This window comes from Streptomyces stelliscabiei, from assembly GCF_014873495.1.
GTDB lineage: Bacteria > Actinomycetota > Actinomycetes > Streptomycetales > Streptomycetaceae > Streptomyces > Streptomyces bottropensis.
In genome coordinates this window covers 6,515,571-6,541,421 of the sequence record NZ_JADBGF010000001.1, presented here as the reverse complement: position 1 = coordinate 6,541,421, position 25,851 = coordinate 6,515,571, and the positions used below count along the sequence as shown (strand labels likewise).

General features: G+C 70.5%; 30 protein-coding genes. All 30 read left to right on the top strand.

Translation table 11 applies throughout. From position 1 onward, the window contains the following. The first annotated feature begins 46 nt into the window (after nt 1-46). The 30 genes from H4687_RS29065 to H4687_RS28920 all read left to right on the top strand — a co-directional run bounded on the left by H4687_RS29065 (nt 47) and on the right by H4687_RS28920 (nt 25,845). Nucleotides 47-1,618, top strand: coding sequence for a DUF2637 domain-containing protein (locus H4687_RS29065; protein WP_318787713.1), 1,572 nt, complete (start codon nt 47-49; stop codon nt 1,616-1,618). Continuing rightward, complete coding sequence (locus tag H4687_RS29060; RefSeq protein WP_233443709.1) at nt 1,615-2,271, top strand: hypothetical protein; 657 nt, start codon at nt 1,615-1,617, stop codon at nt 2,269-2,271. Before H4687_RS29065 ends, H4687_RS29060 begins: the two co-directional genes overlap by 4 nt. After that, on the top strand, nt 2,268-2,780 hold the full coding sequence (locus H4687_RS29055) for a hypothetical protein (protein WP_050399504.1): 513 nt from the start codon (nt 2,268-2,270) through the stop codon (nt 2,778-2,780). Before H4687_RS29060 ends, H4687_RS29055 begins: the two co-directional genes overlap by 4 nt. Beyond that, the gene (locus H4687_RS29050) at nt 2,777-3,367 is read left to right on the top strand and encodes a hypothetical protein (RefSeq protein ID WP_050399503.1); all 591 of its coding nucleotides are present in this window, start codon (nt 2,777-2,779) and stop codon (nt 3,365-3,367) included. The genes H4687_RS29055 and H4687_RS29050 overlap by 4 nt, the downstream gene beginning before the upstream one ends. 132 nt (nt 3,368-3,499) lie before the next feature. Then, complete coding sequence (locus H4687_RS29045; RefSeq protein ID WP_159026073.1) at nt 3,500-3,664, top strand: hypothetical protein; 165 nt, start codon at nt 3,500-3,502, stop codon at nt 3,662-3,664. A gap of 150 nt (nt 3,665-3,814) precedes the next feature. Further along, the gene (locus H4687_RS29040) at nt 3,815-4,297 is read left to right on the top strand and encodes a hypothetical protein (protein WP_233443708.1); all 483 of its coding nucleotides are present in this window, start codon (nt 3,815-3,817) and stop codon (nt 4,295-4,297) included. A gap of 860 nt (nt 4,298-5,157) precedes the next feature. Next, the gene (locus H4687_RS29035; RefSeq protein ID WP_046913281.1) at nt 5,158-5,547 is read left to right on the top strand and encodes an HNH endonuclease; all 390 of its coding nucleotides are present in this window, start codon (nt 5,158-5,160) and stop codon (nt 5,545-5,547) included. 27 nt (nt 5,548-5,574) lie between these two features. Next, nucleotides 5,575-5,793, top strand: a complete 219-nt coding sequence (locus H4687_RS29030) for a hypothetical protein (protein ID WP_046913282.1) — start codon at nt 5,575-5,577, stop codon at nt 5,791-5,793. 113 nt (nt 5,794-5,906) lie between these two features. Beyond that, nucleotides 5,907-6,386: a phage terminase small subunit P27 family gene (locus H4687_RS29025; RefSeq protein WP_046913283.1), complete on the top strand. Its 480-nt coding sequence runs from the start codon at nt 5,907-5,909 to the stop codon at nt 6,384-6,386. After that, complete coding sequence (locus H4687_RS29020) at nt 6,358-8,109, top strand: terminase large subunit (protein WP_046913284.1); 1,752 nt, start codon at nt 6,358-6,360, stop codon at nt 8,107-8,109. The genes H4687_RS29025 and H4687_RS29020 overlap by 29 nt, the downstream gene beginning before the upstream one ends. Nucleotides 8,110-8,131: 22 nt before the next feature. Further along, nucleotides 8,132-8,353 (top strand): hypothetical protein, encoded by a 222-nt coding sequence (locus tag H4687_RS29015; protein WP_046913285.1) that lies wholly within the window; start codon nt 8,132-8,134, stop codon nt 8,351-8,353. Further along, entirely contained in the window at nt 8,353-10,296 is a 1,944-nt protein-coding gene (locus H4687_RS29010) for a phage portal protein (protein WP_046913286.1), read from the top strand. Before H4687_RS29015 ends, H4687_RS29010 begins: the two co-directional genes overlap by 1 nt. Nucleotides 10,297-10,307: 11 nt before the next feature. Beyond that, complete coding sequence (locus tag H4687_RS29005) at nt 10,308-11,198, top strand: HK97 family phage prohead protease (protein WP_046913305.1); 891 nt, start codon at nt 10,308-10,310, stop codon at nt 11,196-11,198. A 7-nt stretch (nt 11,199-11,205) separates the two neighbouring features. Then, on the top strand, nt 11,206-12,534 hold the full coding sequence (locus H4687_RS29000) for a phage major capsid protein (RefSeq protein WP_046913287.1): 1,329 nt from the start codon (nt 11,206-11,208) through the stop codon (nt 12,532-12,534). 451 nt (nt 12,535-12,985) lie between these two features. After that, nucleotides 12,986-13,327 carry an HNH endonuclease gene (locus H4687_RS28995; protein ID WP_107082302.1) on the top strand — a complete coding sequence of 114 codons (342 nt, stop codon included), beginning with the start codon at nt 12,986-12,988 and terminating at the stop codon, nt 13,325-13,327. Nucleotide 13,328: 1 nt separating this feature from the next. Next, nucleotides 13,329-13,541: a hypothetical protein gene (locus tag H4687_RS28990; RefSeq protein ID WP_046913288.1), complete on the top strand. Its 213-nt coding sequence runs from the start codon at nt 13,329-13,331 to the stop codon at nt 13,539-13,541. 86 nt (nt 13,542-13,627) lie between these two features. Then, on the top strand, nt 13,628-14,161 hold the full coding sequence (locus tag H4687_RS28985; RefSeq protein WP_159026074.1) for a hypothetical protein: 534 nt from the start codon (nt 13,628-13,630) through the stop codon (nt 14,159-14,161). Further along, nucleotides 14,154-14,705, top strand: a complete 552-nt coding sequence (locus tag H4687_RS28980) for a hypothetical protein (protein WP_046913290.1) — start codon at nt 14,154-14,156, stop codon at nt 14,703-14,705. The genes H4687_RS28985 and H4687_RS28980 overlap by 8 nt, the downstream gene beginning before the upstream one ends. Before the next feature lie 12 nt (nt 14,706-14,717). After that, complete coding sequence (locus H4687_RS28975; RefSeq protein ID WP_046913291.1) at nt 14,718-15,065, top strand: hypothetical protein; 348 nt, start codon at nt 14,718-14,720, stop codon at nt 15,063-15,065. Nucleotides 15,066-15,075: 10 nt separating this feature from the next. Next, on the top strand, nt 15,076-15,357 hold the full coding sequence (locus tag H4687_RS28970) for a hypothetical protein (protein ID WP_046913292.1): 282 nt from the start codon (nt 15,076-15,078) through the stop codon (nt 15,355-15,357). Further along, complete coding sequence (locus tag H4687_RS28965) at nt 15,354-15,773, top strand: DUF3168 domain-containing protein (RefSeq protein WP_046913293.1); 420 nt, start codon at nt 15,354-15,356, stop codon at nt 15,771-15,773. The genes H4687_RS28970 and H4687_RS28965 overlap by 4 nt, the downstream gene beginning before the upstream one ends. Nucleotides 15,774-15,910: 137 nt before the next feature. Continuing rightward, a complete protein-coding gene (locus tag H4687_RS48140; protein WP_046913294.1) occupies nt 15,911-16,681 on the top strand; it encodes an Ig-like domain-containing protein in 771 nt (256 codons plus the stop codon). Between the two features lie 88 nt (nt 16,682-16,769). Beyond that, on the top strand, nt 16,770-17,126 hold the full coding sequence (locus H4687_RS28955) for a hypothetical protein (RefSeq protein ID WP_046913295.1): 357 nt from the start codon (nt 16,770-16,772) through the stop codon (nt 17,124-17,126). Between the two features lie 5 nt (nt 17,127-17,131). Next, nucleotides 17,132-17,503 carry a hypothetical protein gene (locus H4687_RS28950; RefSeq protein WP_046913296.1) on the top strand — a complete coding sequence of 124 codons (372 nt, stop codon included), beginning with the start codon at nt 17,132-17,134 and terminating at the stop codon, nt 17,501-17,503. Next, entirely contained in the window at nt 17,446-17,925 is a 480-nt protein-coding gene (locus tag H4687_RS46675; RefSeq protein ID WP_225966865.1) for a hypothetical protein, read from the top strand. Before H4687_RS28950 ends, H4687_RS46675 begins: the two co-directional genes overlap by 58 nt. 26 nt (nt 17,926-17,951) lie before the next feature. Beyond that, complete coding sequence (locus H4687_RS28940; RefSeq protein ID WP_046913298.1) at nt 17,952-22,226, top strand: replication protein; 4,275 nt, start codon at nt 17,952-17,954, stop codon at nt 22,224-22,226. A gap of 16 nt (nt 22,227-22,242) precedes the next feature. Next, entirely contained in the window at nt 22,243-23,121 is an 879-nt protein-coding gene (locus tag H4687_RS28935; protein WP_046913299.1) for a hypothetical protein, read from the top strand. Further along, nucleotides 23,121-24,284 carry a hypothetical protein gene (locus H4687_RS28930; protein WP_046913300.1) on the top strand — a complete coding sequence of 388 codons (1,164 nt, stop codon included), beginning with the start codon at nt 23,121-23,123 and terminating at the stop codon, nt 24,282-24,284. The genes H4687_RS28935 and H4687_RS28930 overlap by 1 nt, the downstream gene beginning before the upstream one ends. Next, nucleotides 24,281-25,210 carry a hypothetical protein gene (locus H4687_RS28925; protein WP_046913301.1) on the top strand — a complete coding sequence of 310 codons (930 nt, stop codon included), beginning with the start codon at nt 24,281-24,283 and terminating at the stop codon, nt 25,208-25,210. The genes H4687_RS28930 and H4687_RS28925 overlap by 4 nt, the downstream gene beginning before the upstream one ends. 8 nt (nt 25,211-25,218) lie before the next feature. Next, nucleotides 25,219-25,845: a hypothetical protein gene (locus H4687_RS28920; protein ID WP_046913302.1), complete on the top strand. Its 627-nt coding sequence runs from the start codon at nt 25,219-25,221 to the stop codon at nt 25,843-25,845. Nucleotides 25,846-25,851 lie beyond the last annotated feature (6 nt).

Below are 25,851 nucleotides of genomic sequence, written 5' to 3'. Positions count from 1 at the left end.
CCACCCCCGGCCGGGGCGCGGCCCTCCCTGCTCCTGGAGGAGCACCGTGACGACGCCACCCGGCGACCGCCCCACACTCACCCGCCTGCAGCGCCGGCTCATCGTCGCCGTCGGCGTCGGAGCCGCCACGATCGCCGCCATCGGCTTCATCGGCTCCTACGCCGCCGTACGCCGACTCGCCCAGGCCAAGGGCTTCGGCACCTTCGCGCACGCCTTCCCCATCGGCATCGACGCCGGGATCCTCGTCCTCCTGGCCCTCGACCTCCTCCTCACCTGGCAGCGCATCCCCTTCCCCCTGCTCCGCCACACCGCATGGCTTCTCACGGCCGCCACGATCGCGTTCAACGCGGCCGCCGCCTGGCCCGACCCGGTCGGCACCGGCATGCACGCCGTCATCCCCGTCCTGTTCGTGGTCGTCGTCGAGGCCGCCCGGCACGCCATCGGCCGGACCGCCGCCATCACGGTCGGCCGTCACATGGACGCCGTCCGTCTGAGCCGCTGGTTCCTTGACCCCGTCAGCACGTTCCGGCTGTGGCGGCGCATGAAGTTGTGGGAGCTGCGCTCCTACGACCACGTGATCCGGCTGGAGCAGGACCGGCGCATCGAGAAAGCCCGGCTGCGTGCCCGGTACGGCCGCCGCTGGCGCAGCAAGGCCCCCGTCTCGGCGGTCATGGCCTTGCGGCTGACCCGCTACGGACGCGCCCTGGCCCCCGTGGCCGGCGTCCTCGACATCGAGCACACCCCGGCTCACACTCCGGTCGCCGTCGGCGCGGCCGCCGAGCCTGCCGGGACGCTCGGCTCAGCCCCGGCGCGGCCTGAGCTGCCCCCGGTGAGCCGTGAGCCCGGCGGTGAGCCGGTGAGCCCGGCATCCGTGAGCCGTGAGCCGGACGGCCCGGCTCATGAGCTCCGCCCTGAGCCGGGTCCGCGAGCCCAGCCCGCGCAGTCGTTCGGCGAGCACGCTGCGGCCGCCATTGAGATCACCCTTCCGACCCCGCCCCCCGGGCCCCCGGCTCACCCGGCGCCCGGTGAGCCGAACCCTGAGCCGACCCACGCACCACCCCGTACGGACAACCCGGCTACGGGGGAGGCGGTCCTCGCCGGGCTGCGCGCGTTCGCCCAGGACACCCCCGAGCCCGTCTCAGCCACGGCCGATCCGACCCCACAGCCCGCCCTCACCGCCGCCCCGACGCCGGCCCCCGCCGTGACCCGCGACCAGCTCGAGGCCGACGCGGCCTGGCTCGCGATCGAGACCGCCGCTCGCCGTACAGCAGTCGGCCCGGCTCACACCGTCGCGCCCACGCTTCCCCGTGAGCCGCAGGCATCTGAGCCCGTGAGCCGCCCGGTGAGCCCTGAGCCGAGCCGTGAGCCGTCCGGTGAGCCCGCTGGTGAGCCTGAGCCGAGCCGTGAGCCCGACCCTGAGCCGCCCGGTGAGCCGGACTCGACCGGGAGCGACGAGATCCAACAGCAGATCACCACGCTCGCCTCCCGGCTCAGGAACGGCGATCAGTTCACCAAGACCACCGCGGCTGAACTACTCGGGGTCAGCGAGGCCACCGCCGGCCGCCGGCTCAAGGAGGCGCGCATTCGTGTCGGCAAAGGCACCGGGTTCTACCCGTGAGCCGTGAGCCGGGCCCCGACGAGCGCCGTACGCGCTACCTCCTGGCCCGGCTCGGCGCCCGCCCCCTCGGCCACTCCCACCACACGCCCCAGAGGACTCCCATGACCGGCGACCGCCGCCCCATCACCCCCACCCGGATCATCCCGGCCGGTGCCCCGCTGCCCTCCCGGCCGCCGGCACCCGGCGAGGCACCGCCCTGGCGCACCCCGCCACCCCCACCACCGGCCCCACCCGCCCTACCGCCGTCCGCACCGTGGCCCCCTGCGCCTGCACCCGGGCCGATCGAGGTCCGCGTCACCGTCGACCTGGTGGCGCCCGCCGAGCCCGAGCCGGAGCCCGGTCTCCTCGCCCGCCTGTGGGACTGGCTGGTCACCTGGCGCATGATCTCGGCGATCCTCGCCGCGCTCCTGCCCTGGGCCGCCGGGCAGAGCCCCGTCGGCATCTGGTCCCACACCGTCTACCAGGCCCGCACCGAGGCCGGCGTCGGCGCCGCCTACGTCATCGCGGCCGTCGCGCTCGCCGCCGCCTGGGCCCTGGACCGGCACACGGGCCGCTGGCTGCCCCGCGTCCTCCTCGTCACCAGCTCGCTGGGCGCGTTCGGCGTCCTGCACTGGTGGGACCCGTTCCTCCTGCTCACCGGAGTACACCTGTGACCGCCACGACCACCCTCACCCTCGGCGGCCTCCTCGCCGCCCTGATCATCCTCACCGCGAACCTGTACCCCTGGTGGACCGGACCCCGCGAGATGAAGCAGCTCTCGTCGTTCGGGAAGGGCTTCGCCGCCGCCGCGTGCGCCGCGGCCTGCCCCGGCGGCGTCCTCGGCTGGGCCCACGCCCGCTCCGGCACCCTCGGCAACGGGGCAGGCGAGCGAGCCGGACAGGCACTCACCGGCGCCGACTCCTCCTCCGGCCTGACCTCCGGCCAGCTCGTCGGCCTCGGCGCGACCGGCGCGTTCGTCGTCGTCATCGCCGTCACCCTCACCGTCCTCTCCTACAAAGCCGCAGGTAAGAAGGACAAGAAGCGCATCCTCGGCGGCGCCTACGTCGGCAGCACCCTCTGCCTCACCGCAGGCATGGCCGGCGCCCTCGCCTGGCTCCCCAGCGCCCTCAACGCCACCGGCGACGGCGTCCGCGCCCTCTTCGAGGGCTCGGGCATCCTGTGACCCGGCTCTCCAGCGCCGCAGGACGCCTCTCCGTCGGCTCCCGCACGTACGCCCGACGCCTGGGCACCCGCGCAGCAGCATGGTGCGCCCGTGGCCGCCGCGCCGACCTGACCGGCTGGCGCGGAGCCCTCGGCGTCTTCGTACGGATCGCCCTGCTCGCCCTCGGCGTGTACGTCCTCGCCCGCCTCGTGCGCGCCCTGCCGTCCCTGATGTGGCTGCTCACCGGCTGGTGGACCATCGCGTCCTGGCGCGCGGGCAAGCCCCCGCCGAAGCCCGCCGAACAGACCCTGCAGACCCCCTCGGCGGAGGCCGGCGCGGAAGCCGTCCGCACCCTCCTGCTGGATCTCATGGGCACCGGCTCCGGAGTGCACCTGCGGGCCGTCCTCAAGCACCTCCAGGAGCACGGCCAGTGGGAGGGCCGCACGGTCACCGATCTGCGCGTCCATCTGGAGCGCCTCGGAGTGCCCGTGGACCGCGGCGTGAAGGTGGGCCGAACCCCCACCTGGGGGGTGCGCCGAAGGGACCTGCAGACCCCTTCCCCGGCCGAGCCCCAGGGGGCGCCTCCCGCCCCGTCTACCGCCGACTGACCTGCGCGTATACCGGGCCGTCTACCACCATCTACCGGCCCATCTACCAAGCCCCGGGGCGGCCGCCCCTCCGCCAAGAAGTACGGCCGCCCCGGTCCACCCATCCCGAACACGAGACAGGAGACCGCCATCATGGCACTCGGATTCAAGGGCCCCATCGAGCCCGACGACCCCCGCCTGCAAGGCCACGAAACCGTCTACCAGGCCTCCCGAGGCGGCTACTTCCCGCCCGTACCGAAGCCCGTAGCAGGCGCTGGACAGGACGAGTACACCGTGGAAATCACCCGGGAAGACTGACCACCTCGCCCGCCGGGCCTTCCGTCACCGTGCTCTGCACGGTTGTCACTTCCGAGTCACTACCTAGTGACGGAAACGATCCTTCGGCTCCGCCTTCGCCCCGATATAAACTACATTCACACCCTCACCCAGAAGCACCAAGGGAGCACAGTGAGTCAGCAACAGCAGCAGCCCAAGAAGCGGTCCATCGGCAAGTTCATGGGCCTGGGCTGCCTCGGCATCATCGCCCTCATCGTCGTCATCGCCGTCATCAGCTCCGCAGGTGGCAACGACAGCGCCGACAAGAGCAGCAAGGACAAGGCCGTCACCGCTGAAGGCTCCAAGGACAGCACCAAGGACCAGGCCGAAGGCAAGCCCCTCGCCGAGCAGTTCAAAGACTGCGTCGCCAAGTCCGGCACCCCCACGGAGAAGGAAGCCGTCCAGCACGTCACGAAGGTCACCGGCACGGACAAGTCGAACAACGTCCTCGACGCCGCCGAAGTCTTCACCGACTACACCGGCGGCATCGTCGGAGAGCACGCCTCCGACGGCAAGCTCATCGCCTCCGCCTTCGCGTCCTGCTACGAGTCAGACAACGGCCTGGTGACCGTCTACGACAAGGACGGCGAACTCCTCGCCAACGGCAACTACTGACCCTCCACCAGCAGGCCCGGCCCGCAACGCCGGCCGGGCCTGCCCCGAACGCCCGTACGGCACCATGGGCCCATGGAGTCCTACCAGCCACGCCGAGGGCGCCTCACCGCCGAACAGACCGCCACGCTCCTAGGCGTCTCCCGCGAGAACCTCCGCCTCCTGGTCCACCGGGGCAAGCTCCACCGCGTCGGAGGAAGCCCCCGACGCCCCGAGTTCGACGTCCAGGAGGTCACTGCCCTCCACGCGGACCGCCTCAAGCGCTCTGACCAGCCCCTCATGCAACCTGAACGCCATTCAGCTTGACGCGCAGGTCAGCGAGCTGTAACGATCTCCCCGTCACAGCCATGTCCGAAAACGGACACACATACAGGCATTGATCAAGGCCCCGGGACCTGACCCGAGGGCCTTTTTCGATGCCCGGCACCCGCCCGACGCGTACGAGACCCGGGGAGGTCTCCCGCAGCCGCGTGGGGCCGCGGTACACACGCCGGGCGGGTGCCAACCACCTCACCCACACCCCCCAGAGGACCCCCATGACCCACCACGTCCTCAACACCCCCCACAGACACCCCAGGCACGCCCACAGGCCGCTCACCAGCGCCTGACCCATGCTCAGGAGCCTTCTGCAGGCCATCGCAGGCCGATGCCCTACCCATCACCGAGCATCCGCGTACACCATCGCCGAGCTAGAGGTAGCCACAGGCATCGACCCAGACGCCATGACCAAGCACCAAGCCCAGGCAGACAGCATCGTCGAGGCCTACAGCAACCCCAGGATCATCGACTGCGGACGCAAGGCCTGCAGGCGCCCATGACCCCCAGGGGACCCCCAGGGGGAGGTACAGGGGGGTGGGTAGGCCATGCCGTACGCCCCACCCTCACGCTGCACCGACCCCGAGTGCTCTGAGTTCGCCACCAAGGGATCACGCTGCGACGAACACCAGCCCATCCCATGGCGAGGACGCGACAACAAGGCCGAGCGATACGGCATCTCAAGCGGAGAGTGGCGCACGCTCAAGCGCAAGATCACCAAGCGTGACAACGGATGCTGCTACATCTGCGGCGCCGAACCCGTCGACCCCGACGACGAGGATGCCGAGCCACACGAGCTCGACCACGTCATCCCCATCAGCGAAGGCGGAGCACGCCGCTCCCTCGACAACCTCGGCCTCGCCTGCACCACCTGCCACGACGTCAAGAGCAAGGCAGAGGCCGCACGGGCCAACCAGAGGCGCCGCAAGGCCCGCTGACCACTCCCCAAGCCTCAGGAGGCCACCATGCGCACCACCGCGCAACGCCTGATCGAGTTCCGGCGCGAGCTCAGCAACGCCTTCGGCTTCGGCGAGGAGCTACTCAACAACATTGTGCGCGACGCGGCTCGGACGCTCATCGCCGCAGAGGGCCTCGTCACGCGTCCGGACGTGGACTCTGAGACGCCGAAAAGGCCCCCTCTGGATGCCCCGGAGGGGGTAGGGGAGTCAAAATCACCAGCCTGATCGGCTGGGGGCCCGCCGCGGTCAACTCGGCATCTCTACGCTCAGAATAAATTTCGGCCGATGGCCGCCGAACCGGTCACGCTGAGTAAACATGCAGGTCAGGGGGTGATCGCGTGGGACGGACCGCCAAGCCAGCCGCCCTCAAGCTCATCTCAGGGCGTGCGCCCGGCCGCGACTCCGGCGGCCGCGTCGTCAACAAGGGGCCGGCCTTCCGCCGGATCCCGCCGCGGCCGCCGACGTGGCTCAGCCGCGAGGCCGCCGCCGAGTGGAAGCGGGTCGCGCCCGGCCTCGAGCGCCTGGACCTCCTCAAGGAAGAGGACCGCGCCGTCCTCGCCGCGTACTGCGAGACCTGGTCGCAGTTCGTCACGGCCACCCGCGTCGTCAGCCGGGAGGGCATCACCTCCGAGGTCACGACCATCAGCGTCTCCGGCGCCGAGACGACGCGCACCGTGCCGAACCCCGCCGTGGCTATCGCGCGTTCCGCCGGCCGCGAGCTGCGGGCGTTCGCCGCGCAGTTCGGCCTGACCCCCTCGAGCGAGCAGGCCCTGGCGAGAGGGGCCGACGATGGCGAAGAGGACGACAACCCGTTCTGAGCCGCAGTTCGACCTCCCCGACGAGGCCGAGCTCGGGCGGCTCAAGCTCTCCCCCGAGGTCGCCTGGTACCTCCTGAGCCGCGGCATCCCGCTGCCGGACTGCCCGCCGCTGATCCAGACCCCCAGCCCGGGCGAGGCGCCCGGCGCCGTGTTCGACCCCGACCGCGTCGACACGGTGATCCGGGCGTTCTCCAAGCTCCGGCACACCCAGGGCCAGTGGGCCGGCCGCCCGCTGGTGCCGGACCCGTGGCAGGTCGCGTACGTCATCGCGCCGGTGTTCGGCTGGGTGCAGTGGGACGAGGACGCGAACGCGTACGTGCGCGTGGTGCGCGAGTTGTACGTGGACGTGCCCCGCAAGAACGGCAAGTCCACGCTGTCGGGCGGCATCGCGATCTACCTGACCTGCGCGGACGGCGAGCCCGGCGCGCAGGTCGTGGCGGCCGCGACGTCGGAGCGGCAAGCCGGGTTCGTGTTCGCGCCGATCAAGCAGCTCGCCGAGCGGGCCCCGGCGCTGAAGGACCGCGTCCTCGCGCTGAAGAAGAAGATCGTCCACAAGCGGAGCAACTCCTACTTCGAGTGCGTCGCTTCGGTCGCTGACGCCCAGCACGGTGCGAACCTGCACGGCGCGGTCATCGACGAGCTCCACATCCACAAGGACCCCGAGCTCGTCGAGACGATCGAGACCGGCACCGGCTCGCGTACGCAGCCGCTGATCGTCATCATCACCACGGCCGACTCCGGCAAGCGGGAGACGATCTACCACCGCAAGCGCACGCGGATCGAGCAGCTGTCTCGGCGCGTGTTCACCGCGCACACCGTGTACGGCGTGGTGTGGGCGGCGGAGAAGGACGACGACCCGCACGACGAGGCGACCTGGCGCAAGGCCAACCCCGGGTACGGGATCAGCCCGACCCGTGCGTACATGCGCGCGCGGTCGGACGAGGCCAAGCAGTCCCCTGCAGACCTGGCGAAGTTCCTGCGCCTGCACCTAGGGATCCGCACGAAGCAGGAGACGAAGTTCCTGCTGCTGACCGCGTGGGACCGCAACGCGGGCATGGTCGACGAGCAGGCCTTCGCGGAGCGGGACACCTGGGGCGGCCTGGACCTCGCCAGCACCAGCGACCTGTGTGCGCTGTGCTGGCTGTTCCCCGACGACGAGACCGGGACCCTGGACGCGGTCTGGCGGTTCTGGACGCCGGAGGACAACCTCGCCTCCCTCGACAAGCGGACCGCCGGGGCCGCGTCCCGGTGGGTGCGTGAGGGATTCCTGACCAAGACGCCTGGCAACGTGGCGGACTACGACTTCATCAAGGAGCAGATCCGCCGCGACCGCGACACCTTCAAGGTCCGGTCCATCGGCTACGACCCGTGGAACGCCAGCCAGTTGACCAACGACCTGGTCTCCGAGCGGGCCCCCATGGTCAAGGTGAGGCAGGGCTTCCAGACCATGAGCCCGGTCCTGAAGGAGATCCAGCGGCTCACGCTGCAGGGCACCCCCGAGGTGCCGGCGCTGCGGCACGGCGGGCATCCCGTCGTGCGCTGGTGTGTCGACAACCTCGCCGTCGTCATGGACCCCGCGGGCAACGTCAAGCCCGACAAGGCGAACAGCAACGACAAGATCGACGGCGTGTCAGCGCTGGCCACAGCCATGGCCGAGATCATCGCCAGGCCCCCGCGCCGGAAGTCCCGGTACGCGGACGAAGACGAAATCATGGTCGTGTAGCGGCCGGGAGCGGGAGGCTGCTGTGTTCGCGTGGCGCCGTACAGCCGTACGGAAACGAGTCGTCGTCAACCTGCAGGACAAGGCGTTCCGGGGGATCCTCTGGGCGCAGCGGGGCCCGCTCCTGGTCCTGCGGGACGCGGAGCTCCTCGAGGCCGGCCGGGAGCCGCAGCCCGTGGACGGCGAGATCGTCGTCGAGCGGTCGAGGGTGGAGTTCACCCAGGTCCTCGCCGGGGGTGGTGGCTGATGGCGTTCGTGGTCAGCTCCGGTGAACTCTCCACCACCGGGGCTGGGGTCACGCACGCGCATGCGGCGATGTCGCTGCGGGCCGCGCCGTGGGAGTACGAAATGATCTGGCGCACGCAGCCACAGGTCCGCACGGTCATCGGGTTCATCGCCCGGAACATCGCGCAGCTCGGCATCCATACGTTCCGCCGGATCAGCGACACCGACCGGGAGCGGCTGACCGGGCACCCGCTCGCGCAGCTGCTCAGCGAGCCGCTGCCCGGGATGACGCAGTACCGGTTCATCGAGCGGATCGTGAGCGACCGCGCCCTGTACGACAACTTCTTCGGCATCAAGCTGAAGCTGAACGGGCGGCTACGGATCCTGCCGGTGCCGCCCAAGCTGATCCGCCCGTACGGCGGGAACTGGATCGCCCCGGAGTACTACCAGACCGCTGGCGGGCGGGACTTCGCGCCGGACGAAGTGATCCACATCCACGGCTACTCGCCCGACGACCTGACGTACGGCGAGTCTCCGATCGAGGCCCTACGCGATCTGATCCTCGAGTCGTCGGAGGCGGCTAAGGCCCGGGCGAAGATGTGGAAGTCGGGGGCCCGGATCACCGGTGTCCTCGTCCGTCCGGCCGATGCGCCGGACTGGTCGAAGGACGACAAGCGCCGCTTCCGCGAGATGTGGCGCAGCTTCTCCGACGGCGGTGGAGGCGAGGGCGGTACTCCGATCCTCGAGGACGGCATGACCTACGACAAGATCGGCTTCAACCCGGAGCAGGCGCAGTACATCGAGGGGCGGAAGCTGAGCCGGGAGGAGTGCGCGTCGGCGTACTACATCCCGCCGCCGCTCATCGGAATCCTCGACCACGCCACCTACAGCAACATCAAGGAGCAGCACGCCCACCTCTACCAGGACACCCTGGGTCCCTGGACGGTGGACCTGCAGCAGGAGTTCGTCGCGCAGATCCTGCCGGACCTGCCGGGCGACAACTCGGATGTCTACGCCGAGTTCAACGTCGAGGCGAAGATGCGTGGAGACTTCGAGTCGCAGGCCGCCGCGGCATCGACCGCGACCGGTGGTCCGTGGATGACCCGCAACGAGATCCGTGGCCGGAACAACCTGCCGCGCATCGAGGGCGGGGACGAGCTGATCGTCCCGATGAACGTCACTGAGGGCGGCCTCGCCTCGCCTCGGGACACCGCCCCCGAGCCGGGCGACGCTCCCCCGAAAGCGCGTGGCCTGCCGCGTACCAAGGCGAGCGGCAAGCCTTCCAGCATCGGCACCTTCGTGTCCGAGCGCGACGCCCTCGAGAAGGGCCTCGTCCGGTTCAGCGAGCGGCAGGCCGATGCCCTGCTCGTCGCGGCCGGCGCGAAGGCCGACGACGGGCCGCCGGATCTGCTGGAGCTCTGGGCAGCCGGATCGGAGGACCGGCTCGCGCAGCTGCAGGCGCTCCTCGGCCACCACGGGTTCCGGCTCGCGCAGGTCGGCGCGTGGGAGGTCCTCGACGTTCACAACCCCGAGGCCGAGGACTGGTCGGCCGATGTGATGCTCGCCTGGATCCTCGCTGCTGCTGAGACGCATGCGGCGCAGCACGAGGAGGCAGGACGGGAGGCCGTCGCCCAGGTGCAGGAGGAGGGCGGCGACGGCTGGCGGGAGGCCCTGCAGTCGGCCGGCGGTGCGTGGGGCACCGCGGCCGCTGCACGGGCACTGACCGCCTCCACCGAGCTGCGCTCCTTCGGCGGCCACGACGCGGCCGGCGCGAGCGGGCTGACGAAGAAGATCTGGCGCACCGGCGGCACCAACCCCAGAGCCAGCCACAAGGCGCAGAACGGCGAACAGGTCTCGCTCGACGACGTGTTCTCCAACGGTCTGCGCTGGCCCGGTGACGGCAAGGGCGAGACGAAAGAGCTCGTCAACTGCAACTGCCAACTCGACTACGCGAAGGAGGACTGACCGTGCGCACCATGGAAGTGACCGCCAAGGTGAAGGCTGCGGGGACCGCCGACGGCCTGGCCGACGGGCAGTTCCTCGCCCTGGTCAGCGTGTTCAACAACGAGGACAGCTACGGCGACGTCGTCCGCCCGGGAGCCTTCACCCAGACTCTGCAGGAGTGGGCAGCTACGGGAGATCCCGTCCCGGTCATCTGGGCACACCAGTGGTCCGACCCGTTCGCCCACGTCGGGCACGTCCTCCGAGCGACCGAGACCCTAGAAGGCCTGGAAGTCCTCGGACAGATCGACGACCTGACAGGCGACGATCAGAACCCCACCGCCAGGCGGGTGTACAGCCTGCTCAAGGGGCGCCGAGTCAAGCAGTTCTCCTTCGCCTACGACGTCGGCGAAGGCGGCTGGATCAGCGATGACGAGCACCCCTGGGGCGGCTACTACGAACTACGCCGCCTCGACCTCCACGAGGTCGGCCCATGCCTGCTCGGCGTGAACCGCGAGACCGAGCTGCTCGCCGTTAAGGCCCAGAGTCTGGCCACCGGCGCGAAGGCCGGCCGCGTCCTGTCGCAAGCGAACTACGACCGCCTCACCGCCGCATACACATCGATCGGTGAGGTCCTGGCCGCCGCCGAGCCTGAAAAGGCCAGGCGCCCGGCCACCCCCAAGAACGCCTCCGAGGAGACCGGCCAGCCCGGCTCTGCAGCAGCCAGCGGCGACACGCCGCCCGCTCAGCCTGCAGAGACCGAGTCCGCCCAGGTCGTGCCGGAGGAGAACAAGAGCAGCGAGGAAGAGGCCACGCCGGACCCCCGCGAAGTGTCCCCCGAGGACACCGCCAAGGCCGGTGCCGTCTCCGCCCGTCTGCGTACCGAACTCGCGTTCATGGAGCTCGAGTTCTCGCTTACGGATTGAGGAGACCATGGCCAAGACGATCAAGGAACTCTCCGAGGAGATGAAGCACCACCTCCTCAAGGCGCGGGAGATCACCCTGGCCGCCGAGGAGGACGGCGACCGCGACTTCACGGCGGACGAGGCCAAGGACCTGCGCGAGCACATGTCCAAGGCCACGGCGGCCAAGGCCGCCATCGAGGAGCGCAAGGGCAACGACGAGCTGAAGGCGACTCTCGCCCAGCTCGGCGACGACATCGCCCTGAACGCCAAGACCGACGAGGACGGCAAGCGGCAGACCGCATCCGGCTTCCACCTGCCGGACAAGGGCAAGTCCCTCGGTGAGCAGTTCACCGCTTCGCCCGAGTACAAGGGCCTCCTCGCCCAGGCCCCGAACGGAAAGTTCGGGCAGAAGCAGCGCGTTCAGTCGGAGATGTTCGGCGTCAAGAGCCTGGTCACCGGCGGCTCCGACACCTCCGGCGGCGCCCTGGTCCAGAACGACTGGCGCGGACTGCAGGTCGGCCTCGACGTCTTCCAGCGGCCCCTGCGTATCCGCGACCGCGTCACTCCCGGCACCACCACCTCGGACACGGTGGAGTACGTCCGCGTCACCTCCGTGACGAACAACGCGGCGCCGGTCCCGGAAGCCACCAGCTCGGCGGCGCCGACCGCGCCGGGTGGTGCGGGCGCCCTGGTGAACAACGCCGGCGGCGGCTACAAGCCGGAGTCCGGTGTGGCACTGGCGAAGGTGACCACGGCGGTCAAGACGATCGCGCACTGGATGCCGGCCACCAAGCGGGCGCTGTCCGACGCGGCACAGATCCGCACGCTGATCGACGCGTTCCTGATGTACGGCCTCGAGGAGGAGCTCGAGGACCAGATCGTCAACGGCGACGGCACGGGCGAGAATTTCGAAGGCCTCGCCAACGTATCCGGCGTTCAGGCACAGGCATTCGAGGACGACCTGTTCACCACCTACCGGAGGGCGAAGCGCAAGGTCGTCACCGTAGGCCGCTCGATCCCGAACGCGTACCTGATCAACCCGATCGACCTGGAGGAGCTGGACCTGCTGCAGGACAACGAGGGCAGGTACTACTTCGGAGGGCCGTCCGGCGCGGGTACAGCCCGGAGCCTGTGGGACCTGCCGGTCGTCGAGACCGAGGCCGTTCCGGAGGGCACCGCCTACTGCGGCGACTTCCGCAAGGCGGTCCTTTGGGACCGGGAGCAGGCGACCGTGCAGGTGACCGACAGCCACCTGGACTTCTTCGTCCGCAACCTCGTGGCGATCCTCGCGGAAATGAGGGCAGCCTTCGGCATCCTGCAGCCCAGCGCCTTTATTGAGATCGACCTGACCGCGTAACAGAACGGAGAAACCCTCACCTGCTCTATCCGCTCCTAATAGCTTGCAAGAGAACTATTAGGAGCGGATAGGGGTGGGGATGATGGCTGGTCCGGGGCGTCCGCAGGTGAAGCGCCGGGTTGTCGCCTGCACTGGATGCGGCGACCCGATCGAACGCCGCGAGAGCGATCTTGCTCGGCTGAAGAGCGGCCGGGTGTTCTGCTCACGGGAGTGCCGGGGCCGCGTAGGCAGCAAGCCGCGGCGGGGGACGAACATCACCTGCCAGGGCTGCGGCGCAGACGTCTACCAACCGCCCGGGCAGCAACGGCAGTTCTGCTCCAAGGGGTGCCACGACGAGGCCCAGAGAGTTGGCCAAGTCGTCACGGCCTGCGCCTGCTGCGGCTCGGAGTTCCGTCACCAAAGGTCCGCTGCCCGCAAGTACTGCTCGAAGCAGTGCGAGGCCGACGGGCGCATGGTCCGCGTACTGGACCGCAAGCACAACGGCCGCGCGGTACGGATCAACGCAGCTGGCTACGTCCTGGTCTGGGAACCAGACCACACGGCCTCGTACAGCGGCTGGCTCTTGGAACACCGGCTCGTCGCAGAGAAGACCCTGGGGCGACGCCTCGATAGGGCCGATGAAGTGCACCACATAAACAGGGATAAGGCCGACAATCGGCCGGAGAACCTCGTGGTCTTGTCTGGGCCGGACCACGCGTCCATCACAGCACTCGACAACTGGCGAGACCTCAGAGACCTGAAGGCTCAGCTCGCCCGGTACCGCGAGCTGTATGGCGACCTACCGGAGGAATGACATGGCTTACCTCAACCCCAGCGCGGGCGCGTCCCGCGAGGGGTCGCAGACCGCAGCCGTCACGAACGCCGCTGCTGCGACCGCTGCGGCGGCCGCCGGCGCGAACCCGACGAAGGCGGAGTTCGACGCGCTCCTGGCCGACACGAACGCGCTGCGCACCAAGCTCAACGCGCTGCTCGCGGCCATGCGCGCGTCCGGCCAGATGGCTTCGTGACCCTGTTCACCCACCGCAACGCCGGAGGGCGGTGCCCGTGCGGAGCGATGGATGCGACGTGCGGGCCGCCCTCCGATGTGGTGCCGGTGGACCAACGCATCGAGGAGGTGGCCGCAGTGAGCGGTCCGCTGAAGAAGTACCGGGTGAAGCGCGGGAGCTTCGTCACCGTGATGAAGCTGAACGAAGCCGACGCCAAGCGGCTGGGGGCGGGACCGGATGACGTCGTTGGGGCGGCGTCGACGATCCCGCTCATCAAGCCGGTCGACGAGTCCGACGGTGGTGACGGCGATGGCGCTGCTGACGACTCCGGTGACGTCCAGGCCGTGGCCGCTGCTGATACCGGTGCGGGGGCGGAGCCGGTGCAGCCGGCTGCGGACCCCGGCGGTGACGTCCAGGCGCCGGGAGACCCGGCGGCAGCGACGGATCCGGACGATCCGGAGGAGGAAGCGGTGACCGAGGCCGACACCCCGGCGGCCACCGACCCGGCCGGCCCAGGCGACGCCGGAGCGAAGGCGCCCGTCAAGGCGCCGGTGAAGAAGGCGGCTGCCAAGCGGCAGACGGCATCGGCGAACAAGGCCCGCCCGGCGGCGGCCAACAAGGCCGAGAGCCCCGGTGGCTGACGAGTACCTCGCGGACCCGGCCGAGCTCGCGGCGAAGCTCGGCCGGGAAGCGGACGACCCCAGGCTGCTGTACGCGCTGCTGTCGGCGTCCCGCCGGTTCCGTGGGCAGGTCGGCCACTCGGTCATTCCGGTCACGACGGAGACGGTGACGCTGGACGGCAACGGCCGTGAGTCGCTGCTGCTGCCGGTGTGGCCGACGACCGCGGTTCAGTCGGTCGAACTCGAGGGCGTGGAGCTCGTCGAGGGCACCGACTACGACTGGTCGGACGCGGGCATGCTGCGGCGGCTGGGCTGCCGGGTGTGGCCGGACAAGCTGCGCTGCCTGCAGGTCGGCTACAGCCACGGCTTCGCCACCTCCCCCGAAGACATCCAGGAGGTCGTCCTCGAGCGGGCCGAGGCGGCGTTCACGATTCCCGTGGGCGTGCAGTCCAAGGCGGTCGGCGGGCAGTCGGTGACGTTCGGGGCGCAGGCTGCTTCCGGATCCACCGAGGCCTGGACGAAGTGCGTCGCCCGGCACGCGGTCCGTACCGCCGCCGACGTGTGAGAAGGGGGCGCCGTGTTCTTCTTCGACTCCGTCGTCCGCGTACGTGCGGGCACACGCGTCGACCGGGGCGGCAACACCGTCGAGGACTGGACGGACGGCGCCGTCTCGCGGCTGACGGTCGGGCAGTTGAACATCCAGCCCACCAGCCAGACCGAGCAGACCGACCCGACACGCAACGCGGTCGTCACCGGCTGGCGCGTCCAGTCCGAGGAGGGCACGGCCCCGGACATCACCGCCCGGGACCGCATCGAGTGGAACGGCATGACCCTCCTCGTCGAGGGCGAGGTCGCCCCGTGGCCGGACCCCCTCAGCGGCGCCCACCACCACACCGAGTTCACGATGGTCCGCGCGACCGGATAGGAGGTGGCTCGTGCTTGTCGACTTCCGCCTCGACGCGGCCGGCGTACGCGAGGTCCTCAGGGGCCCCGAACTCCGCGCGTCCGTGGACGGCTTGGCCGACCAGATCGCAGGCCACGTCCGCGGCAACGTACCCGCCGATGTGGTCGTCTCGGTGAAGGGCTACACCACCGACCGAGGCGCCGCATCGATCACCGTGCAGGACGTGCGGGCCATGGCCTGGCAGGCCCGCGACGGCATCCTCACCCGCGCCGCCGCAGCGGTCGGCCTCGAGGTCAAGGCCTGGCAGCGATGAAGACCCTGACCGTCTTCGGCGACGCCCAGGCCGCCGGGGCCACCGTCCTGCGGGATGCCCTCGCCAGCCGTGTGGAGGCGTTCGCGCAGGACGTCACGGTCGGCACGAAGGTGCCGGCCGACCGGTCGCCGGAACTGGACCGGCTGCCGTACGTCATGGTCCGCAAGGACTCCGACAGTCCGCACTCGTCCATGGCCAACTCGCGGGTCACGCTGCGGGTGACCGTCTGGCACGAGGACGACGACCAGGCGCACGACCTCGCGATGCTCTGCCAGGGCCTGCTGATCGTGCACTCCGGCCCGGTCATCCGCGGCGTCCGCCCGGGCACCGGCCCGATCGCCGCCGTCGACGACGTCTCCGACAACCCGCTGAGCACGTTCACCGTGCTCGCCAACGTCAGGCCCCGACTGGCCTGACCCTCAACACCCGCCGTCCGGCGATGGGGCAGAGAGCCTCCTCCGGCTGAGACCCGGTTGCGCGCGCAGCGACCGGGCGGCGGGCCCCGCTCTGAACCGCGGCTCCCTGCTGACCTTGCAACTGAGAGGAGGGCGCCGTGGCCGGCGACCCGACAAAGGCAAACCTCTGGACCGACGCGGACGTGTACGTGTCCTGGAACCTGAGCGCTACCCTGCCCGCCGACGCGGAGACTCCGTTCGGATCGGACTGGAAGCAGATCGGTCTCCTCGATGGCGACGAGGGCTTCCCCGAAACGAGGGACGAGGACACCGACGACAAGTTCGCCTGGGGCGGCATCATCGTCCGCACCAGCCGCAACCACTTCAAGCTCACCAAGAGCTTCACCGCGCTCGAGGACAACGAGTGGACCCGCAAGCTGGTGTGGCCGGGCAGCACCGACACGCAGATCAAGGTGCCCAAGCCGGAGCGCGTGCTGGTGGCCTTCGAGACCCGCGAGGGCGAGAAGGTCCGCCGCCTGGCCACTGCCCTGTACGCGGAGTGCTCGCTGGACGGCGACCACGGTGAGAACGAGACCGACCTCGAGTCGGCGACGATCTCGGCGACGATCTTCCCGACGAGCGGCGGTGTCCTGTTCAACCGGCAGGCCACACCGATCCTGGAGTCCATCTCCGTCACGCCGTCCACGCTGACGGTCGCCGACGGCGAGATCGGTGCCCTGGCCGCGACCGCGACCTACTCGGACGCGACCACGGCGGACGTCACGGCGGAAGCGTCCTGGTCCTCGTCGGACCCGACCAAGGCCACGGTCAGCGCGGGCTTCGTCACCGGCGTCGCCGCAGGCGCATCCACCGTGACGGCCACCTACCTCGGCGAGACCGACACCTGCGCCGTCACCGTCACGGCCTGACCCAGCGCCCGGGCGCGGGGAGTTCGTCGCGGTTCGGCCCGCGCCCGGTGCACCACCCACCCCGAACCGCGACACCGAAGGAGGCCCTGTGCCTCTGCAGTTCACCGACGCCGAGATCAACGCCAAGGCCGTACAGCTCGGCGTCATCACCGAAGGCGCAGCCGTCCCGAACCGGCACCGCTCGAAGGTCGTGGCCGCCCTCGTCGAGGAACGGCGCGCCGCCGACCGGCAGGAGAAGCAGGCCGAGCCGGTGTGTGCGAAGGAGATCGTCGTCGAGCCCGGCGGCGCCGTGCTCATCGATGGCGAGCCGTTCCCCTGGCTGATCGCCAGACAGCCGATGGAGATCGGCCTCAACCCCGAGGGCATCAGCACCGTCCGCCTCACACTCCTGGCCGAGGCGGTCCAGGTCCTCAAGCCCAAGCCCAGCAAGAACGAGAGCGAGTAGCACCCATGACCACCCGAACCGCGACCAAGAGCACCCAGGGCAAGGCTCCGACAAGGCCGGACGACCAGCCGTTCGACTTCAACCTCGACGCCGTCAAGGCCGAAGTCGAGAGCACACCGTTCATCGTTCACTGGAACGGCCGCCGCTTCGAGTTCGCCCACATGCAGGACCTCGACAGCTGGGAACTCCTGGCGGCCGCAGACGGTGGTGAGGCGAACGCCGTCATGGGCTCGCTGCGCCTGGCCCTGGGCGGCGAGCAGTGGAAGGCCTTCCGCGAGAAGCCACTTCCGCAGTACAAGCTGATGCCCCTCTTCAAGGCATGGCAGAAGCACTGCGGGATGGAAGAGGGGGAATCCTCGGCCTCGTCCGACTCCTGAGCGAGTACGGCGAGGCTGTCGAAGCGGACCTTCGCGAAACGTACGGAGTGCGGCTGGGTGACCTGTTCGCCCGTGACGCCGGCGGGCGACCGCTGCTGACGTGGCGGGAGCTCAGCTCCTACGTACGCCAGCTGCCCGCCCGCGCGCGCACGCGTCTGGCGATGGGCGAGACCGACGGTGTGTGGGGGCTGCAGGAGCACCTGCAGGCGCTGACGATCGACGAGCTGCGGGTTGCGAACTGGCAGCGCGCGAACGAGGGCGTGAAGCAGTCCAAGCAGACCAAGCCGCCTGCCCCGCTGACCCGCCCGGGCGTCGGGCGCGGCCGCGACAAGAACAGCCCCGAGCGGATCGCCAAGCGCAAGGCCGCCCTCGAGCGGGCCGCCGACCGGCGCCGCGCCATCGCCGCCGGGGAGATCACCTGATCAACAACTGAAAACGGGGGTGCCCTATGCCGAACGTCGGCTACGCCACGCTGCAGGTCATCCCCTCCGTACGCGGTATCGCCGACGAGCTGCGCAGCCAGCTCGTCGGCCCCGCCGAGGACGCAGGAGAAGAGGCGGGCCAGGCCGCCGGCGGGAACCTCAAGGACAAGCTCCTTGCCGGGGCCGCCATCGCCGGAGCGGCCGCGGGCGCTGTTCTCGTCGCCGGGATCACCGAGGCGATGGAGCAGGCGAACATCACCTCTGTCCTCAAGGGACAGCTCGGCGCGACTGGCAAGGACGCTGCCCGGTACGGGAAGATCGCCGGACAGCTGTACGCGAAGGGCATCGTCGAGGACGTCCAGGCGGGCGCCGACGCGATCCGTGCGGTCGTGCAGGGCGGCCTCGTCCCGCCGGACGCGACGAACAAACAGCTGAAGTCCATCGCCGCGCAGATGGCCGACGTGGCAACCACCTTCGGTACGGACATGGGTCTGCAGTCCCAGGCCGTGTCCGCGCTGTTGAAGAACGGTCTGGCGCCGAACGCGAAGACAGCGCTCGGCATCATCACAACCGGCTTCCAGAAGCTGGGCCCCAACGCCGAGGACCTCCTCGAAACGTTCCAGGAGTACCCGGTCCAGCTGAAGAAGCTGGGCCTGGACGCCAAGACCAGCCTCGGCCTGTTCCAGCAGGGCCTCAAGGGCGGCGCCCGCGACACGGACATCCTGGCCGACCTCTTCAAAGAGTTCTCCATCCGCTCGATCGACATGTCGCAGTCCAGCCAGGACGCGTACAAGGCGCTGGGCCTGCCCGCACAGGAGATGTCCAGCAAGATCGCCAAGGGCGGGGCGAGCGCGTCCGCCGGCCTGCAGACTGTCCTGGACAAGCTCCGCGAGATGAAGGACCCGGTGGCCCGTGAGGCGGCCGCCGTGGGCCTGTTCGGAACCCAGGCCGAGGAAGTCGGCTCGGCCTTGTTCAAGCTGGACCCGAGCAAAGCCACCAATGCCTTCGGGGATATGTCCGGGGCGGCCAAGCAGCTCGGCAAGGACCTCCACTCGGGGGCCTCGCACGAACTCGAGGTGTTCTTCCGGGGCCTGAAGCAGGGCTTCGTGACGTTCCTCGGCGGCCAGGTACTGCCCATCCTCAGCAAGACCGGCAGCTTCCTCAACAGCAACGTGCTGCCGCCCATGAAGACGCTCGGGTCGATCCTGGCGGTCACGCTCGTGCCCGCTCTGCGGCTGACGTGGATGGCCGGCGCCGCGACCGTGAACTGGCTGCGGGACTTCGGCGTGTGGCTCATCCCCGCGGCGATCGCGGTCGGCGGCCTGACCATCGCCCTCAACGCGCAGGCCATCGCGACCGCGTTCGTCACGGGCGTGTTCTCGATCTATCGGGCGGCCATCCTGATCGGCACCGCGGTGACGAACGGGTTCGCCATCGCCCAGGGCCTGCTCAACGCTGTGATGGCCTTGAATCCGTTCGTCTTGGTCGCGATCGCCCTGGTCGCCCTGGGCGCCGCGCTGGTCATCGCCTACAAGAAGAGCGAGACCTTCCGCACGATCGTCCAGGCCGCGTTCAAGGCGATCTCGGTCGCAGCCCTGTGGCTCTGGGACGTCGTGCTCAAGCCTGTGATCGGGTTCATCGTCAAGGCGTTCCAGTGGTGGTGGACCGCCGCCAAGATCTACTTCACCGCCGTCGGCGTCATCTTCTACACGCTCGGCGCGGTGGCCGTCTGGCTCTGGGAGTCGGCGATCTCCCCGGTGATCGGCTGGATCATCGCCGGATTCAAACTCTGGTGGGCCGGGGCCAAGCTGTACTTCTCCCTGGTCGGAGCCGGTTTCCGGGCCGTCGGAGCGGCCGCGATGTGGCTCTGGCACGTCGCGATCTCGCCCGTGATCGACCTGATCGTCGGCGGTTTCAAGCTCTGGTGGGCCGGGGTCAAGATCTACTTCGGGTTCGTCCGCGCCGGGTTCCGGGCGGTCGGAGCCGGCGCGACCTGGCTGTGGAAGTCCGCCATCTCACCAGCCCTGTCCGGGATCAAGTCGGTCATCGCCGACGGCTACAACGTCGGGATCCGGCCCGTCCTCGACAAGCTGCGCGCGGCTGTCGGCAAGGTCGGCGACGCGTTCCGCATGGCCAAGGACGCCATCAAGGTGGCCTGGGACAAGGTGAAGGGGATCGCTAAGGCGCCCGTCGTCTTCGTCGTGAACACGGTGTACGGCAAGCTGCGCGGTGTCTGGAACACCGTGGCGGGGGCCTTCGGGGCTCCGAAGCTGCCGGCGTACACGTTCGCCACCGGCGGTGTCCTCCCCGGCTACACGCCGGGCCGTGACGTACATCTGGCAGCCCTGTCCGGCGGCGAGGCCGTCATGCGGCCGGAGTGGACGCGGGCGGTAGGACCCGGCTACGTCAACTCCATGAACGCTGCCGCACGCGGCGGAGGAATCCGCGGCGTGCAGCGCGCCCTCGGCCTGCCCGGGTTCGCGGACGGCGGCATCTTCGGCTGGGTGAAGAACACCGCGTCCAAGGGCGTGGACGTGGCGAAGTCGAGCGTGTCCTGGCTGAAGGACGGCATGAAGGCCAGCGCCCTCGCCGGGATCAACAGGGCGGTGAAGCCTCTCATCGAGCGGATCTCCGGGTCCGCCTCGCTGTACCGGGACATGATCACCAAGGTCCCGGAGAAGATGGTCAAGTCCCTACTGAGCTACACCGACACAGCGGACAAGAAGCTCGGCGCGGCAGGCATCGGCGGCAAGGGCTTCAAGTCCGCCCTGTCCTTCGCCAAGTCCCAGGCAGGCAAGCCCTACATCTGGGGCGGAGTCGGCCCGGCAGGCTACGACTGCTCCGGCTTCATGAGCGCCATCGAGAACATCATCCGGGGCCTGAAGCCCTATGCCCGCCGCTGGGCCACCGGCGCCTTCTCCGGCTCCACCGCCCCGTCCGGCTGGGTACGCGGCGCCCGCTCCCCGTTCCGCGTCGGCATCACCAACGCCGGCGTCGGCCACACGGCGGGCACCCTGAACGGCACGAATGTCGAGAGCCGCGGCGGCGACGGTGTCGTCGTCGGCTCCCGGGCGCGCGGCTACAACGACAGTCTCTTCACCGACTGGTACGGCCTGAAGGGCTACTCCAAAGGGACCCGCGGCGCCACCCCCGGCTGGGCGTGGGTCGGCGAACTGGGCCCCGAGCTGGTGCGCTTCGGGGGCGGAGAGGAGGTCCTCAACCACCGCGACTCACTGAGGGCCGCAGGCGGCATGGGCGTACTGCCCGGCTACGCCAAGGGCACCAGCAAGGCCAAGATCAAGGCGGCCCGGAAGGACCTCCCTGGGGACCTGACCGGGGTGACGAAGGCGCTGACGGCGTCGGCGTCGGAGATCAAGCGGGCGTTCGACGCACTCACCAAGGACCTCCGCGCGGCCGGGGGTGCGGGCAAGGCGCTCGCCGCGTCGAGCACGAAGGCGTCCGCGAAACTGCAGGCGCTCGCGAAGCGGCGCGACAGCGTCGACTCCCGCCTCGAGGCCGCCAAGTCGGCGGCCGCCGACCAGAAGAAGACGGCCCAGGACTTCTTCGGCCTGTCGCAGCTCGGCGAGGTGGGCACCTTCTCCGACCTGCTCGGCGGGCTGAAGTCGAGGCAGGCCGAGGTGGAGGCGTTCCGCAAGCAGATCGCCGGGCTGTCGAAGAAGGGCGTCAGCCAGGACATCATCAGCCAGCTCGTCGCCCAGGGCCCGGGCGGCCCGCTGATCGATCTGATCGCCGGAGCGTCCAAGGGCCAGCTCGCCCAGCTGAACAAGGTCTCCGCGGCGGGCGGCGCCCTGTCGACGTCGTTCGGCCGGACCATGGCCGACGCGATGTTCGACGCCGGGTCCCAGGCCGGGAAGGGATTCCTGACCGGTCTACAGGCGCAGGAGGCGGAGCTGCAGAAGGCCATGGACCGGCTCGGTGCCGGGCTGGTCGCGGCCATCCGCAAGAAGCTCAAGATCAAGTCGCCGTCGAGGGTCACGCAGTGGGTGGGCGAGATGACCGGCGCGGGCGTCGGGGTCGGCCTGGACAACACCGCCGCGACCGTGGCAGCCGCGGCCGCGCGCGTCGCCGACGCCGCGGTCCCGGGCGTCCCGGCCGTCTCCCCGGCGGGCATCGCCTCGTCCGCGTCCACTCCGCGAGGGCTGACCTCGGGTGGCCGGGTCTACCTGGTGCTGGAGGACGGCCGCGAGCTCGCCGCCTACGTCGACGACCGTGCCGACGACCGCGTGGGCGCGGGCCTCAACCGCGTGCGCCGGGCGGCGTCCGCCGGCCGCAAACACTAGAGAGGAGAGCCAACGGATGCCGATGATCGTGGACCCGGACGCGCCGCCCATCACCCCGCCGGAGACCGTCACCAGCCCCGACGGCTGGCTGACGGCCGTCGTCGACACCACTTGGGCCGGTGTGGTCCTGGCCGTCGACTACACCGCCGGCACTCCGCTCGCCGACGCGGCCAACGTCGTCAAGGTCCTGATCACCCGCCAGGACCCGGGCGCGGCCGCGGCCGCGCCCGTGCGGGGAGCGAATCTCGCATGGGCGCTGGAGGGCGTGGGACAGGGCTACGACCATGAGGCCCCGCTCGGGGTCGGCGTCACCTACACCGCCCGCCCGCAGTACGCCGACGGGAGCTGGGGGCCGGAGTCCTCCCTCGGCATCACCGTGCCCGCGCCGTCGCCGGTCGCCGACGTGTGGTTGAAGTCGATCGACCTGCCGGGCGCGTCCGCGCGGGTGACGGTGACGGCGTGGCCGCAGCTGGCGTGGTCCGCCCGCATCGACCAGGCCGCCGTGGCGGGAAGCGCGTTCCCGGCGGCCGCGCAAGACGTGTACGGGGCGGCCGCCTCGGAGATCACGCTGGACGCCGAGGGCGACGAGATCGAGGCCGTACGGGAGCTGCTGACGACGCCGGGGGTGCGGCTGCTGCAGACGAGGCCGGCCTACCGCAGGCCGGACATTTTCGTGCTGCTGTCCGATCCGGCCGAGGCCGTCGACGGCACCCCGGACGGGTCGCGGACGTTCACCGCCTCGGTGATCCAGGTGGCGCGGCCGGACACCGGCGGGCAGCCCATGCGGATGCCGGAGTGGTCCTACGACGTCCTCGCCGGGGAGTACGCCTCCTACGACGCGGTGGCGGCCGCGTACTCGTCGTACGCGTCGCTGGCCACCAACGGGGTCATCTGATGCTGCCGATCAGCGCGCACGTTCTGGCCGCGCTGCCGCAGGCGGTGGGGCGCCCGTACTGGGCGGAGTGGTCCAACGACGGCGGGCAGACGTGGACGCGGTGTGCGATCGCGGCGGGGTCGGCGTCGGTCGCGGCGGACCGTACCGCGGACGTCCGCTACACCGCTGGCGCCGATCTCGTCGGCGTCACCGGCGGGCGCGACGGCGTCAACGCGATCGCCACCAACGTCCGCCTGTGGCAGGGCATCACGCTGCCGCGCGCGGACCCGGTCTGGTTTCCGGCCGGCCGGTACACCGTCACCCGCACCCGCGCGAACCGGGCGGGGACGATGACGGTGGAGTTGGACGGCCTCGAGGACGAGTTGCGCGCCGCGTCGTTTCCGACGGCGCGGACGGTCGGCCCCGGGGTGGCGCGCGGCCTGGTCGAAGGGCTCGTCGGGGAGGCGCTGCCGGGGATTCCCGTGGCGTGGCGTTCCGGCGTCAACCCCGACCTGCAGGTGCCGCAGATCGCGGCGACGGAGGACCGGTGGGCGGTCCTGTCCGGCGGCTCCGACTCCACCGGCACCGACACCGGGATCGTCTCTGCGCTCGCGGGGGAGATCTGGGTGGACGCCAGGGGCATTGTCACCATCGGTCCCGTGCCCACGCTGGACGGGCAGGCCGTGTGGACGATCCGGCGGGGGCAGGGCGGCGCGCTGGTCGAGCCTCAGGCGGAGCAGACTGCCGAGGGCCTGGCGAACGTGTGGGCGGTCACCGGCGACGGAGGCGACGGCGCCCCCGCCGTGGGGCCGATGTTCGCGTGGGACGACGACCCCAACTCCCTCACCTACGCCGGCCCCGACCCCATCAACGACCCCGGCGCCCCCCAGCGTCTCGGTCTGAACGGGGTCCGGCTGCGGGTCCAGCGGTACGCGTCGGCGGTCATCACCACCCCGAACCAGGCCTCCGACGTCGCCGCCGCCAAGCTCGCCGATTCCCTGGGCGTGCGCGCGTCGCTGACCCTGACCGCCGTTTGCAACCCGGCCTTGGAGCCGGGCGACCTGGTCGCTGTCGAGACCGACCCGGAGGTGTTCGAGCCGCACATCATCGACACGCTGTCGTACACGCTCGGCTCGGCCTCCATGTCCTGCTCCACCCGCACCACCACCAGGAGGCTGACGTGAGCGACCCCGCGGACCTCCTCGGCGCCGCCCTCGCCCGCACCCGCACCTCCGGCGGTGACGTCCTCTCCCTCGAGGTCGCCGACGTCACCGAGTCCGGGCGGGTCAACCTCCTCCTCGGCAACGGCGACCTGCTGCTCGACGTGCCGTGCCCGGACTCCTACCGGGACCGCGCGGCCGGCGACTGGGTGGCGGTCCGGCTCTCGGCCCGGCCGGTCGTGCTGTGGCGGCTCGGCGCCGACCCGGCCGAGACCGCCACGGAGAACACCGAGGAGATCGCCACCCAGGCCGCCATCGACGCCCAGGTCGTCCGCGCCGCCACTTACGGCACCGGCGCCCCGGTCGGGTCAGGCTGGCAGCAGGCCACCGAGGTCCACGTCCGCAAGGTCGACGGCAAGCTCGAGGTCTACTTCAAGGTCGGCTCGGTCGCGGACCCCTCGCCGGGAACACCGGACGTGCCCGCGCCCCGGCCGGTGACGATCACACCCACGGACTCCGGGTCCTGGCGGAACGGGAAGCCCGACGAGTACGCCGCCTCCCCGACCCAGGGCGACTGGACGGGCCGCGGCAACCGGCGCGGGGCCTGGTTCTACGGGTCGGCGATCCAGAACGCGTGCACGGGCAAGACCGTCGCGAAGATGACCGTGAAGTTCGCGCGGAAAACCGGCGCCGGCGTCAACGCCAAACGGCCCATGCACCTGTACCTGCACGACCACTCCTCGGCCCCGTCCGGGCAACTGGACCTGGACGACGGTCCGGAGGAGCTGCTGAGCCTGTCCGTCGGCGCGACCGGCACCGCCACGCTGCCCGCGTCATGGCGCTCCCAGCTGGCGTCCGGCGCCGCGAAGGGACTGGCGATCTACGCCAACGGCTCCCGCGACTACGCCGCATTCACCGGCGGCAAGTTGACCATCACCTTCTCCGCGTAGGAGCACCCTTGCCCACCATCGGATACGCACAGCTCCCGGTGCCCGCAGGCGCGGACACACCCACCGTCGCCAGCGCGCTCGCCGACATCGCCACGGCCCTCGACCCGCACCTGGTGCAGCACGTCACCGACCTCGCCGACCGCAACTCCACCCTGTCCGCCGCGCCGCAGCACACCGTGGCGGTCGCCGAAGACGGCACCACCTGGATCAAGACGGACGGCGGGTCCAACACGTGGGTCACGGTGTGGGAGCCGCTCCCGGCCTGGCAGAACTGCACCCTGGCCGCCGGCTATCAGAGCTCCGGCGGCTTCACCCCGCAGGCCCGCCTCGTCGGCAACCGGGTCAGCCTGCGCGGCCGGATCGAACGCACCGACGGGCAGGTCATCCCGATCAACGGCGTGAAGGTCGGATCGGTGCCCACCGACTGCATCCCCCAGGAGCAGGTCGGCGCGTACGCCGGGACGTGCTCGCTGGCGGGCGACGTCATCATCGGCGTCGGAAAGCTGGAGGTCCTCGAGACCGGCACCTCCTCCGTACTCGGCGGCGCAGGCGACATCACCTGGTGGTCCCAGGACGGACCGGTCGCGACCGGCACCCCGTGGATCGCCATCAACGGCGAGTACTGGACCGACTGACAGGAG

Bases quoted from the DNA above. Each gene is read 5' to 3' on its own strand.
- H4687_RS29045 (WP_159026073.1), top strand. From the start codon at position 3,500: ATGGCACTCGGATTCAAGGGCCCCATCGAGCCCGACGACCCCCGCCTG.
- H4687_RS29035 (WP_046913281.1), top strand. From the start codon at position 5,158: ATGCCGTACGCCCCACCCTCACGCTGCACCGACCCCGAGTGCTCTGAG.
- H4687_RS29030 (WP_046913282.1), top strand. From the start codon at position 5,575: ATGCGCACCACCGCGCAACGCCTGATCGAGTTCCGGCGCGAGCTCAGC.
- H4687_RS29020 (WP_046913284.1), top strand. From the start codon at position 6,358: ATGGCGAAGAGGACGACAACCCGTTCTGAGCCGCAGTTCGACCTCCCC.
- H4687_RS29010 (WP_046913286.1), top strand. From the start codon at position 8,353: ATGGCGTTCGTGGTCAGCTCCGGTGAACTCTCCACCACCGGGGCTGGG.
- H4687_RS29005 (WP_046913305.1), top strand. From the start codon at position 10,308: ATGGAAGTGACCGCCAAGGTGAAGGCTGCGGGGACCGCCGACGGCCTG.
- H4687_RS29000 (WP_046913287.1), top strand. From the start codon at position 11,206: ATGGCCAAGACGATCAAGGAACTCTCCGAGGAGATGAAGCACCACCTC.
- H4687_RS28995 (WP_107082302.1), top strand. From the start codon at position 12,986: ATGGTCCGCGTACTGGACCGCAAGCACAACGGCCGCGCGGTACGGATC.
- H4687_RS28990 (WP_046913288.1), top strand. From the start codon at position 13,329: ATGGCTTACCTCAACCCCAGCGCGGGCGCGTCCCGCGAGGGGTCGCAG.
- H4687_RS28965 (WP_046913293.1), top strand. From the start codon at position 15,354: ATGAAGACCCTGACCGTCTTCGGCGACGCCCAGGCCGCCGGGGCCACC.
- H4687_RS28950 (WP_046913296.1), top strand. From the start codon at position 17,132: ATGACCACCCGAACCGCGACCAAGAGCACCCAGGGCAAGGCTCCGACA.
- H4687_RS46675 (WP_225966865.1), top strand. From the start codon at position 17,446: ATGGCAGAAGCACTGCGGGATGGAAGAGGGGGAATCCTCGGCCTCGTC.
- H4687_RS28940 (WP_046913298.1), top strand. From the start codon at position 17,952: ATGCCGAACGTCGGCTACGCCACGCTGCAGGTCATCCCCTCCGTACGC.
- H4687_RS28935 (WP_046913299.1), top strand. From the start codon at position 22,243: ATGCCGATGATCGTGGACCCGGACGCGCCGCCCATCACCCCGCCGGAG.
- H4687_RS28930 (WP_046913300.1), top strand. From the start codon at position 23,121: ATGCTGCCGATCAGCGCGCACGTTCTGGCCGCGCTGCCGCAGGCGGTG.